The following is a 12699-nucleotide window of genomic DNA, read 5'->3' on the forward strand; positions in this document are numbered from 1 at the left end:
CTAAAGCTCCTCCCCATTCGTCGCAATCACCTTTTTATACCAATGAAAGCTGTTCTTTTTGATTCTCTTTAATGAGCCGTTGCCTTCATTATCCCGATCCACGTAAATATAGCCGTAGCGTTTTTTCATTTCACCAGTTGAGGCGCTAACAAGGTCAATTGGTCCCCAGCTTGTAAACCCTAGAATTTCTACTCCATCTTTGATAGCTTCTGCCATAGCAGCAATATGTTTTCTTAAGTAGTCAATACGGTAGTCATCGTTGATTTCCCCTTCAGCGGTGACTTTGTCCACAGCGCCGAGTCCATTTTCGACGACAAACAATGGTTTTTGATAACGATCGTATAACTGATTTGCGGTAATTCGGAAGCCTTTCGCATCAATTGGCCATCCCCACTCAGACTTTTCCAAATATGGGTTTTCAACTGATGCGAACACATTTCCACTCGTGATTTGTCTTAAGATTTCCGGATCCGTACTTGTTGCTCGGCTGCCATAATAACTAAAGCCGATATAGTCTACGGTACCATTTTTTAAAAGCTCTTCATCGCCCGCTTCCATCTCGATGGATAGATTATTGTCTTTAAAGAAACGCTTTGCATATCCTGGATATTCACCGCGTGACTGGACATCGATAAAGAAGAAAGACTCACGGTCTTTATCCATGGCTTTAAAGACATCATCTGGGTTACATGTATATGGATACGTCATACCCGCGGCAAGCATACAGCCAATCATTGCATCTGGTATGATTTCATGACACGCCTTCACAGCTAAAGCACTTGCGACAAGCTGATGATGTGCTGCTTGATATTGAATTTGCAGCTTGTCATCACCTTCTTTAAACACAAGCCCAGCACCGACAAAAGGCAAGTGCAAAAGCATATTGATTTCGTTAAACGTCATCCAATATTTCACTTTATCCTTATAACGATTGAAAAGGGTAGTGGCGTATTTTTCAAAAAACCCGACAAGCTTACGATTTCTCCAGCTCCCATATTTTTCAACGAGATGAACTGGAACATCAAAATGGGCAATTGTTACGACCGGTTGAATGCCGTGTTTTAACAACTCATCAAACACATCATCATAAAACTTTAAGCCCGCCTCATTCGGCTGTTCTTCATCGCCATTTGGAAAAATCCGTGCCCAAGAAATCGATAGACGGAATGATTTAAAGCCCATTTCTGCAAAAAGAGCAATATCCTCTTTATATCGATGGTAAAAATCAATTGCTTCATGTGAAGGATAAAATTCTTCTGCCAGCGGTGTAAAGGACTCAACACTTCCTGTTAAAATGCCCCATCTATTTTTTCCAGTCGGCATGAGATCAACAGTAGTCAACGCCTTCCCACCTTCTAAATAGGCGCCTTCAACTTGGTTCGCAGCAGTGGCCCCGCCCCATAGGAAACCTTCTGGAAAGTTTCTCACGTTTTCCCCCATTTTCCATTCCTCCTCAAATTTGTTTGTTACGATTGGCTTTCCCTATGACTTCTTTTTTGTGCTCATTTTCAAGGTTCTTTCTATTAAATCGGCTATTTCCTTTTTGGAAGGTTGAACAATTGTGATTATTATTAAAAATCAGTGAGGAAAGACCCTCACCGATCAATGCTACAAATTTTCACCATTCGAAGAAATAAGATCTTTATACCAGTAAAATGATTTTTTACGTTTACGTTCTAATGTACCGCTGCCGTCATCATGTTTATCTACATAGATAAATCCGTAACGTTTGGAATACTGACCAGTAGACATACTGACTAGATCAATACAGCCCCAGCTAGTGTAACCAATTAGGTCAACGCCATCTTCAATTGCTTCACCCATTTGTTTTATATGGTCACGCATGTAGTCGATACGATAGTCATCATTAATGGAGCCATCTTCTTCTACTTTGTCATGAGCACCAAGACCGTTTTCAACAATCATTAATGGTTTTTGGTAACGACCATAAAGTTCATTTAAAGCAATTCGTAAACCAACTGGATCAATTTCCCAACCCCAGTCACTTGCTTGTAAAAATGGATTCTTCACTCCGCCAATCAGATTACCTTCGCCAACCTCTGCTGGTGTTTTTTCCTTTTTATCTGTACGGGACATGTAGTAACTAAAGGAAATGAAGTCTACCGTTCCTTCTTTTATTGTTTCTAGATCTCCTTCTTGAATATCTAGTTCAATATTATTTTCTTTAAAATAACGCTTCGCAAAATATGGATATTCCCCACGCACCTGTATATCTCCACAGAAATAGTTAAAGATATCTGCTTCCTGTCTAGCATACATCACGTTGTCGGGATTAGAATCGAATGAATATACCGGTGCATAAATTAACATACAACCAATTTTGGATTCAGGAATAATCTCATGACCAATTTTAACAGCTTGTGCACTTGCAACGAATTGGTGATGTAGACCTTGGAAACTATCTTGTAGACGTGTTTCTTCACTTTCAGGGGAAAAACCTAGTCCTATTAATGGCATATGAGTTGCACCATTGATTTCGTTAAACGTTAACCAGTATTTCACTTTATCTTTATAACGGGTAAAGACAGTTCTTACATAACGCTCAAACAATTCTACTAATTTACGATTTCTCCAGCCACCATATTCTTTAATTAGGTGTAATGGTGTTTCATAATGAGCAAGAGTAACCAAAGGCTCAATCCCATGTTTATGTAGTTCATCAAAGACACGGTCATAAAATGCCAAGCCTTCCTCATTCGGCTCCAGCTCATCACCATTCGGAAAAATACGACTCCATGAAATACTCAAACGGAATACTTTGAAGCCCATTTCTGCAAATAAGGCGATGTCTTCTTTATAACGATGGTAGAAGTCAATGCCTTCATGATTCGGATAAGTATATTTTGAATGATCGATTTCATAGTTAAAACCAGGCTGTGAGATTACTTGTAATCTTACTTTTCCTCCTGGTAGTACGTCTGCAAGATTTAGACCTTTTCCGCCTTCTTTGTATGCACCTTCAAATTGGTTGGCAGCAGTTGCGCCACCCCATAAGAATCCTTCTGGAAATTGTGTTGCCATCATTATTCCTCCTAAGTCTTCATTAGCCAAGGCACCTACTTAAAATCTTAAGCAGATGCCGGCCTCATTTTTTAAAATTATTTCTTTATTATTTAGGTTTTACTTGTAATAATACGTCTTGTGACTTAACGACTGCATCACAAGCTGGTGTAACCTCATAGTTAGCATAGTTTGTTACTACTACAGGAGTTGTTAATGGAAATCCTGCTTCTTTAATTCCTTCTATATTAAATTCAATTAATAATTGGCCTTTTTCTACTCGATTACCTTGTGTTGTGTGTGAAGTAAAGTGTTTACCGTCTAGTTGAACAGTGTCCATACCAATGTGAATTAATATTTCTGCTCCATCATCGGATGTAATACCAATTGCATGATTTGTAGGGAACAAAGCAGTAACTGTACCGGATACAGGGGCAAATAGTTTACCTTCTGTTGGTTCAATCGCAACACCTTGTCCTAATGCTCCAGAAGCAAATGCTGCGTCGTCAATGTCAGCTAAGTTTTTCACTTCGCCGCTTAATGGGCTAACAATTGTTTCAGCTTTTGTATTTCCAACAGTTTTTTCTGCAACTTTCTCTTCCGTTACTGGTGTTGCTTCTTGATTTTTATTAATTCCACCAAAAAAGTAAGTTAATACGAATGCTAAAACCATTCCAACTACAGCTGCGATTACTGCACCGATAACGGACATATCTATACCTGATTCAGGAATAAAGCTAGGGAGCTGGAAGACACCTAAACCTCCCATGACATATCCTACCGTACCAAATACTCCTAACATCGCTCCGCCGATAGCTGAAGAAATGAGTGTAAAGATAAACGGCTTTTTGAGTGGTAGAGCAATACCATACATACCCGGCTCTGTTACACCAAATATTGCAGATATAAATGCGGGTGCACTAAGTGTTTTCATTTTAGAGTTCCTTGTTTTAATCCAGACTGCTAGGATAGCACCAGCAAGTGCAAATGAATGAACAAAAATTAATGCTAATATTGGATCCCAACCTTGACTTACAAAGTTGTTGATTCCAATTGGAACAAGCCCCCAGTGAAGCCCAAACATAACAAATATTAACCAAAATCCACCAATGAATGCCCCTGCAATAATTGGACTTAAATCATAAACCCAAATAGTTGCTTGTCCTAATAACTGACTAGCCCAAGTTGCAATTGGACCAATTACAATAAAAGTTAATGGAATGATTATTAGTAAAGTAAACATTGGAACTAAGAACATTTTCACTACGTCAGGAATTACTTTAGCAAAGAACTTTTCTAACTTAGCTGCAAAGAACGCAGATACGATAATAGGAATAACCGACATAGCATAAGTCATTAATATCACTGGAATACCAAAAAACTCAATATAAACCGGTGATTCAAACATGGTACCTTTAAATAATGTATACAAAGGTTCTCCAGCTTTCGGAATTCCTTCAAGTGCTGGATAAACGAGAGCCATTGCAATAACCATACCTAGGAATGGTGTACCGCCAAACTTTTTCATTGCTGTGTAACCTAATAAGATTGGTAAGAAATAAAACAGTGCATCCCCAATTGCATTTAAAATTTGATATGTTCCACCTGAAGCATCAAGCCAACCACTAGCTATAAATAATGCATTAAAACCTTTAATCATACCGGAAGCTGCTAATACCCCAAGAATTGGAGTAAAGATTCCGGAAACCAAATCTATAAAGCTATTTAATATATTCCCTTTTTTACCTTCATCTTCAGCATCAACTGGGCTTGAACCCTGGAAACCACCTTCTGCTACGACTGCTTTATAGACATCCGGAACGTGGTTGCCAATGACAACCTGATACTGTCCGCCACTTTTCATAACCGTGACAACGCCATCCATATCTTTTAATACATCTGTATTCGCCTTTCCTTCATCTTTTAACTTGAAGCGCAGACGAGTGATACAATGGACAACACTGTTAACGTTTTCCTTACCTCCGACATTTTCAATAATGTCTTTGGCTAATTGTTCATATTTCATAGATTGGCCCTTCTTCCTTCAATTAGTTTTTTATCCCGCATTAACTGGCAGTAAGACCCCACCTCAAGAATTCGATATAGACCAAGAAGTGTAAGTGGGGATCAACTGCCAGTAAAAGCCCGATTCGTTCAACTAACAATCAGTGAAACCCCCCACTGATTGAAGTTTCACGTTATCAAATAAAAAACCTGAACCGCTCTTAAACACACTGATAGCATGTTCAAGATCAATTCAGGTTATGCCCAAAAAAGGTAACATTCCTTAGCGTTTCTATTAAATTGATAATAATATTCTTAATCCCCCTCCTAAAAAACAAAAAACCTAAATTGCGCGTCATAAATATGACGTAACAATTTAGGTTTTGCCTGCATAATCAGTAACAATCCTAATTAAGATTATTATTAAGTTTATAATGGTAGTTTAGCATGCGCTTTCAGAAAATGTCAACATTATCTCAGCATAATATTTTAATTCAATTTATGGCGATTTGTTACACGATGAATATGCACAGTTAGATAGACTTCTTCATCCTTAGTTAGACTCCAATTAAATTGATTAATTAAGTAAGTGGCAATCTTTTGAGTGCAAGCATAAGCATTAGGATACTTTAACTGGATCTGTTCAAAAAAGAATAAATCCATTGTGTCCTCCAATTTTTCTTTACGGGCAAAACGGATAGAAAAGAAGCGAAGATGGGTTAAAAACCGTTCATAATTAACGGAATTCTCATCTAAATCCATTTTAAAGTGATATTTTACTATGTTCAGAATGGTATTAACCATCTCGGTAGTTTGTACAGCCACTGCCATGTTTTCACCAGATAACTGACTATTAACTAAATGCAGTGCAATTGATGCTGCCTCATCCTCTCCTAACGCAATACCTGTTTCTTGCTCAATAATTTCCAGGGCCTTTAAGGCAATTTGGAATTCCGGTTTATAGTATTTGCGTATTTCCCATAGCAGTGGATTTTTTAATTCAATCCCTTGCTTATGTCTACTAATCGCAAAGCTTATATGATCGGTTAAGGCAACGTATAAATATTCATCCAATATGTACGGAAGTTGAGATTGTGCAAAATCTATAACTTTTGAAGATATATTCAAGTAAAGTTCCGATGTATCTTTAAGTAATAGAGCAAGTTTATCAGAAACACCTTGTTTTTTTAATACAAATGTCTTTTCAATTTTAGAATCATCGATAACATCCCCTACCCTTTTTTGAAAAGCCAACCCCTTTCCCATAACGACCATTTCTTGGTTGGATTCATTTGTAATCATGACTACATTATTATTTATAACCTTCTCAATTCTCATTTTGCACCTCTATCTTAATTAAGAATTTGAAGTAAAATTCTAATAAAAAAAACCCAAATTTGAATAATAGAATAACATCATTGATATTCTATAGCAAATTTAGGTTTTGCCTGCGATGCACTAACAATCCTTTTATGTACTTGTAAACGCTTCTCCTTTACTTTACCATATGTCTACAGAAATTAAAAACACAAAAAACAGACAGTATAGAGTTTCCCTGTCTGTTTTAATTATTTTCATATATAAACTTCTCTGTTTTCTTAAATATTATACTTCTGCCTTTTGGAAAAATTGTGGTAAATATTCTTTATGTGCATCAAGCATTTCATCCAGAATCACTTTACCTATTTTATCGGAAGGAACTAGTGGATTTATTATCATCGCAAGTAATGCTGTATCATAGTTTCCTGTTACAGCTGCTTCGGCTGCTACTCGTTCAAAAGATTTTATTTGTTGCACCAATCCTCTAACCGCAACTGGTAAATCTCCATTAACGATTGGTCTTGGACCTTCTTTCGTAATCACACAACTGACCTCAACTGCAGAGTCATCTGGGATACTAGCAATGGCCCCATTATTAATAGTATTAACCGGCTGAATGTCTCGCTTATCGTTATAGATAGATGAGATTAAACGTACAGCTGCATCACTGTAGTACGCTCCGCCTCTTTCCTCTAACTGTGGTGGTTTAATTGCTAAATTTGGATCTTTATACAGCTCGAACAAATCCTCTTCTAGTTTCTTAACTACTTCCGCTCTTGTTGTACCGTTTTTAAAGTTTCCCAACTCCGTTTGCAGCATTTCATCCTGTTTATAATAGTAAAGATGGTATGGGCAAGTAAGGGCATTTAATGCACGGATAAATTCCGGCTCCCAGCCTTGTCCTTTTACATTTTTTACAAAGCTGCTGTTTTCTGGCTTGGTTAACAGTTCAATTACTTGATCCTTTACACTAACTCCATCCAGATAAACATCCAATCCATATACCATATGATTTAAACCGACAAAATCTACCCGAATGCGCGAATGGTCAACATCTAGAAGTTTGGCAACCCCCATCTCAATACCGATTGGAACGTTGCATAAACCAACGACTTTCTTATGGTCAGTATACCTAAGAACCGCTTCTGTCACCATGCCTGCAGGATTTGTAAAGTTTATCAACCAAGCATCTGGACATAATTCTTTCATGTCCTTAACAATGTCTAATATGACTGGAATCGTACGCAATCCCTTAAATAGTCCACCTGGACCATTTGTCTCTTGTCCTAGCACTCCATGACTCAAGGGAATTCTTTCATCTTTTGCGCGAGCATCAAGTAGGCCCACACGAAATTGTGTCGTAACAAAATCAGCATCTTTTAAAGCAGTTTTTCTATCAAGTGTTATATAAACCTCGATAGGGAGCCCTGCTTTTTCAATCATTCTTTTTGCGAGATTCCCAACAATCTCTAACTTTTCCTTGCCCGCTTCTATATCAACCAACCATAATTCCCTAATAGGGAGTTCACTGTATCTTTTAATAAATCCTTCAATTAATTCTGGAGTATAACTCGAACCTCCGCCAATTGTAGCGATCTTAAGTCCTTTATTCATTGCACATCCTCCTAAAAAACTTATTTACAAACCTATAGTAGGAGAAAAAAGGTCAATAAGATATAGTTTCAGGAGCGTTAGATCTATTTTTCACGGAAAGGTATTTGTTTCATAAAAGTAACACTGTGTTTCTCGGATGATGTACAATGAAGTGGAAGGGGGAATTGACTTTGTTTACAAACGAGATCATCACAACATTCAATGAACTTGAGATGCTGCTTTACAAATACATTATGCAAAATAAAGAAAAAGTCGTTTATATGCGCATACGAGACCTTGCAGACGAAACGCATGTTTCCACTTCAACAATCATGCGTTTTTGTAGAAAACTAAATTGCAATGGTTTTTCGGAGTTTAAAGTAAAGCTAAAGTTATTAATTGAAGAAAAACAATACCCCACTATTAAAAGCAGCCAATATGTATTAGCGGAGTTTTTTGAGCGGTCTCAAAATAAGAAATTCATTTCTAAGATAGAGGACGCAGCAGAAATAATTTCCAAAAAGGAAACTGTTATTTTTATCGGATTTGGCAGTTCAGGAACGTTTGCCGAATATGGTGCTAGATACCTTTCAAGCTTAGGAAAGTTCTCTATGTATATAAAGGATTGGTTTATGCCCATCCATGCCGACTTGAATAATAGTATTACCATTGCTCTGTCTGTTTCGGGCGAAAATTCTTTTACTATTTCGCACATACAAAAGTTAAAAGAAAAAGGCAGCAAGATTTTAAGTATTACAAACAACGAACAGTCTACCATTGCCAAACTAGCTGATATAAATATTTCCTATTATGTAACAGAGGAATTCATAGGGGATATGAATATCACCACACAAATCCCTGTTATTTTTATATTGGAGGAAACGGCGCGAAAGGTGTATGAAGTGAACAAAATGGAAGAATAAGAAAACAGCTGAAACCGTATTGGATCCATCCCGAATTTGTTTTGATTTTTGGATTGAAAAACCGATTGGGGAATGATTGAAAACACACCGAAATCAGATTGATTGACAGTCCTTTATTCTTCCCCCGTTTTCCATTTCAGACAACAACAACTAGGGGATATAGTAGAAAAGAAAAATGGAATAAGAATAATTCTAAATGCAATTTCGAATGGTTAAGAATTAAAAGAATCCCAAGGTTCAGAAACCTTCTTGCTATTTATGCCGCTTTCGGCAAACGCAAACCATAAGTCGGCTATCTGCTTGAAATGGGCTCTTGTCAAAATTACCATACATCTCCTTAAGTACAAATCCATTATAATACAGCAAACTTTCAAGCTCTTGAGGAAAAAAGTAACGAAGCGCAAATGGCTCTATTGTTTCCACTACGTTCGACACATCCTTCCATCGACGGTTCGTAAAAATATAGTGCTCTAACTGACTTTTATGATCATACGATCGTCGGTATACACTGCTACAATGATAGCCTTCATTATCTGTCCATGAACCGGCATCCTTTTCTATATCTTTTTCCGCCGCCAAAACTGAAATAGTCGGATTCCTAGTTTCGAACGCAAATACTCCTTCATCATCTAGATGTCTGTGAACTGCACCGAGCATTTTGTCCACAGATGTTCTATCTAGAAAGTGCTGAAATGAATTTCCTGTTGTAAATATGAATTGATACTTGCGGCTTAACTCAAATTGTCTTGCGTCAGCGTGAACCCTTTTTTGTCCCTTCTTTACGCATTAAAATAACACCGGCATCTCGTAAAACTTTAAGATGATGGGACACAGCAGGTCGAGAAAGATGTGTTTGTTCAGTGATTTCACCCACACGTAATCCTGTTTGACAATCCGTCCCCATTAGAACTAACAAGATTGATTGACGTGTTTCATCACCAATTGCCAATAGTACTTTTTGACACTTAATAAAATCCTCTTTGATTATATTTAGTTGGTCCTGTTTATTCATTCAGTAAAATACATCCAATAATTGGTTTAATAGTTTAAGTTAATGAACCATAAAACTGAATACAACAATATACTGTTGTTATGTTAGGTGCAATATTGAGAAAGCAAATCGAGACGAATGCATTTTGGAGAGGAAGCAACATTAACTTTTAATGTTTAGCAACTTAAAAAAGGGGACTATGTTTGGTGATTACATGAAGAAATAAAGCAACTTTAGTATTCACTCGATCCATTAATTAAAATAAACACTGGATATGTAATCTAGAGGGCTTTTAAAAAAGAGACCTGAATCGTATAGTCAATTTAATCCGCAACTTAGTTGGTACTGATATAGGAACGTGCTTATGCATTAGTAAAGTAAAAGCCAAGAGAATTTCTCCCAGCTTAGTAAAATAGTTATTATTCTCCAGTTTTTGCGAAACGTTCTATTCTTTTTCCAATTTCGTCACGTACACGTTGGAAGAACGCCCATTTTTCCTCTTCTGTTCCTTCTGCTTTTGCAGGATCATCGAATCCCCAGTGAACACGTTTGATATGTGGAGGTGTTACCGGGCAATTGTCTGCTGCATGACCACAAAGGGTTACGATCAATTCTGCAGTATTTATTATTTCGGGATTTATCACATCAGATGTTTGATTTGAAATATCGATACCTGCTTCTTTCATTGCTTTCACTGCATTCGGATTTAATCCGTGTGCTTCAAGTCCAGCACTTTTCACTTCCCACTTATCACCTAAATGCCTTTTTGCCCATCCTTCTGCCATCTGGCTACGGCAAGAGTTTCCTGTACATAGAAAATAAATTGTTTTTTTAGACATGTTGAGATTCTCCTATTAAGTAATTTATCAAATGATAAGTAACCAAACATATAGACCTACCAGTGTAATGAACAAGGTCGGTATGGTTAATATAATTCCTGTCTTAAAATAGGTTCCCCAGGAGATTTTAACTCCCTTAAGGGACAATACATGCAGCCATAGCAAGGTTGCAAGGGATCCTATCGGAGTAATCTTTGGGCCTAAATCAGAACCTATAACATTCGCATAAATGAGTGCTTCTCGAAGAATACCACTTGTATTCGTATCTGCAATAGCTAGCGCATCAATCATGACAGTCGGCATATTGTTCATTACAGAAGATAGGATTGCCGAGATGAATCCCATCCCCACCGTTGCCGTAAACAGTCCCTGGTCTGCCGTCATCTGGATTAAATCAACTAAAACATTTGTAAGACCTACGTTTCTTAAACCGTAAACCACTACATACATTCCGATAGAGAAGAAAACGATTGCCCAAGGTGCGCCTTTGATAACAGTACCCGTATTAACAGCTGAGCTTCTTTGTGCCATAAACAAGAAGAATATAGCTACAATACCAGCTATGAAAGAAACAGGAACTCCAATAAATTCACTTGCGAAATAGCCTATTAATAAAATCCCTAAAACAATCCATGACAATGTAAACATTTTTTTGTCCCGAATTGCCTCAGCTGGTGCCTTCAAATTCGATAAATCGTAATTCTTTGGAATGCTTTTTCTAAAAAATAAGTACAAGACAATAATGCTAGCAGCTAAAGAAAAGAAATTCGGAATAATCATTCTTGATGCAAACTCTACAAAACCTATTCCAAAAAAGTCAGCAGAAACGATATTAACTAAGTTACTTACAACCAATGGGAGTGATGTTGTATCCGCAATAAATCCACTCGCAATGATAAAAGGAAAAACCATTTTTTCATTAAAATTAAGGTTTCTCACCATGGCAAGGACAATCGGCGTTAGAATCAGTGCTGCCCCATCATTCGCGAAAAATGCAGCGACTATCGCTCCCAGAATGGAAACGTAAATGAACATCTTTACCCCGTTACCCTTTGCCGCTCTTGCCATATGCAAGGCTGCCCACTCAAAAAAGCCAATCTCATCTAGGATGAGAGAAATAATAATGATAGCTATGAAAGCCAAAGTGGCATTCCAAACGATTGATGTTACATCAATGACATCTTTAAAATCTACAACTCCTACTATAAGAGCCAATATAGCTCCACTACATGCGGACCAACCTATAGATAGTCCTTTGGGTTGCCATATAACAAGTATAAGTGTGAATAAAAAGATCACTGATGCTAAAATAATTGATGTCATTAATTAAATCCTCCATCTAGTCACACGAAATTCGTAAACCCTGTTCTTCCAATTCTTTTAATTTATAATCTTGACTTGGAAGGTGATCCAGTAGGTCTTGAACCATCGGATAATACTCACTGTCCTTATTTAGTGAATAAATAATCCATTGTCCTTTTCTGGTTTCTCCTACCACTCCCGCATCTTTTAATTTTCGAATATGCTGGCTTATAGCGGGCTGGCTCATTTTAAAAATCGCCACAAACTCACACACACAGCAATCATGGTTATCTAAAATTGATACCATAGTTAATCGCGTCTTATCGCCTAATAATTTTAAAATGTTTGCCGCCTTATCAATCTCCACTGTGAATTGTTTCATCCTATGCTCACCTCCGCTTTCCAAACATTAATATATAACGATTTGCTTATATAAGTAAATGCTTTTATTCTCATTTACAAAATCTTTACATTTAGGATGTTCATTTCAAAGTTCTACTTAATTATGATGATTAGTGAACAAAAAAGCTGATAAGTGAAATTAATTTTAAAACCTCAAAAAAGCGTTAATCACTCTTCATACAGATAGGTAAGGGTTTGAAGTTATCGCTCCCTTTTCCCCCTGTTCACACCGTACGTGCGACTTTCACCGCATACGGCGTTCCAACTAATCCATTTCATTCAATTTTCTATGTACTTTGTTGAA

The 12699-nt window shown here is 37.2% G+C and carries 11 protein-coding genes; 1 reads left to right on the plus strand and 10 read right to left on the minus strand.

Annotated features, from left to right (window positions below; translation table 11 throughout):
- The 5 genes from NQ185_RS11885 to NQ185_RS11905 all read right to left on the minus strand — a co-directional run bounded on the left by NQ185_RS11885 (position 1) and on the right by NQ185_RS11905 (position 7959).
- Positions 1 to 1440 carry a 6-phospho-beta-glucosidase gene (locus tag NQ185_RS11885; RefSeq protein ID WP_257582037.1) on the minus strand — a complete coding sequence of 480 codons (1440 nt, stop codon included), beginning with the start codon at positions 1438 to 1440 and terminating at the stop codon, positions 1 to 3.
- Positions 1441 to 1608: 168 nt separating this feature from the next.
- Complete coding sequence (locus tag NQ185_RS11890; RefSeq protein ID WP_307000846.1) at positions 1609 to 3045, minus strand: glycoside hydrolase family 1 protein; 1437 nt, start codon at positions 3043 to 3045, stop codon at positions 1609 to 1611.
- Positions 3046 to 3130: 85 nt separating this feature from the next.
- On the minus strand, positions 3131 to 5047 hold the full coding sequence (locus NQ185_RS11895; RefSeq protein WP_257582040.1) for a beta-glucoside-specific PTS transporter subunit IIABC: 1917 nt from the start codon (positions 5045 to 5047) through the stop codon (positions 3131 to 3133).
- Positions 5048 to 5514: 467 nt separating this feature from the next.
- Positions 5515 to 6363 (minus strand): BglG family transcription antiterminator LicT, encoded by an 849-nt coding sequence (licT, locus tag NQ185_RS11900; RefSeq protein WP_257582042.1) that lies wholly within the window; start codon positions 6361 to 6363, stop codon positions 5515 to 5517.
- A gap of 267 nt (positions 6364 to 6630) precedes the next feature.
- The gene (locus NQ185_RS11905) at positions 6631 to 7959 is read right to left on the minus strand and encodes a 6-phospho-beta-glucosidase (protein ID WP_257582043.1); all 1329 of its coding nucleotides are present in this window, start codon (positions 7957 to 7959) and stop codon (positions 6631 to 6633) included.
- Positions 7960 to 8129: 170 nt separating this feature from the next.
- On the opposite strand from NQ185_RS11905, the gene NQ185_RS11910 reads away from it, so the two are divergent.
- Positions 8130 to 8861, plus strand: coding sequence for a MurR/RpiR family transcriptional regulator (locus NQ185_RS11910; protein WP_257582045.1), 732 nt, complete (start codon positions 8130 to 8132; stop codon positions 8859 to 8861).
- A gap of 252 nt (positions 8862 to 9113) precedes the next feature.
- On the opposite strand, the gene NQ185_RS11915 is transcribed toward NQ185_RS11910, so the two are convergent.
- The 5 genes from NQ185_RS11915 to NQ185_RS11935 all read right to left on the minus strand — a co-directional run bounded on the left by NQ185_RS11915 (position 9114) and on the right by NQ185_RS11935 (position 12375).
- A complete protein-coding gene (locus NQ185_RS11915) occupies positions 9114 to 9527 on the minus strand; it encodes a hypothetical protein (protein WP_257582046.1) in 414 nt (137 codons plus the stop codon).
- An 85-nt stretch (positions 9528 to 9612) separates the two neighbouring features.
- Positions 9613 to 9873 carry an ArsR/SmtB family transcription factor gene (locus NQ185_RS11920; RefSeq protein ID WP_257582047.1) on the minus strand — a complete coding sequence of 87 codons (261 nt, stop codon included), beginning with the start codon at positions 9871 to 9873 and terminating at the stop codon, positions 9613 to 9615.
- A gap of 398 nt (positions 9874 to 10271) precedes the next feature.
- Positions 10272 to 10691 carry an arsenate reductase (thioredoxin) gene (gene arsC, locus NQ185_RS11925; protein ID WP_257582048.1) on the minus strand — a complete coding sequence of 140 codons (420 nt, stop codon included), beginning with the start codon at positions 10689 to 10691 and terminating at the stop codon, positions 10272 to 10274.
- Positions 10692 to 10718: 27 nt separating this feature from the next.
- Positions 10719 to 12014 carry an arsenic transporter gene (locus NQ185_RS11930; protein WP_307000851.1) on the minus strand — a complete coding sequence of 432 codons (1296 nt, stop codon included), beginning with the start codon at positions 12012 to 12014 and terminating at the stop codon, positions 10719 to 10721.
- A gap of 16 nt (positions 12015 to 12030) precedes the next feature.
- Entirely contained in the window at positions 12031 to 12375 is a 345-nt protein-coding gene (locus NQ185_RS11935; protein ID WP_257582049.1) for an ArsR/SmtB family transcription factor, read from the minus strand.
- Between the last annotated feature and the right edge of the window lie 324 nt (positions 12376 to 12699).

This window comes from Lederbergia panacisoli (assembly GCF_024626525.1).
GTDB classification, from domain to species: domain Bacteria; phylum Bacillota; class Bacilli; order Bacillales; family Bacillaceae_C; genus Lederbergia; species Lederbergia panacisoli.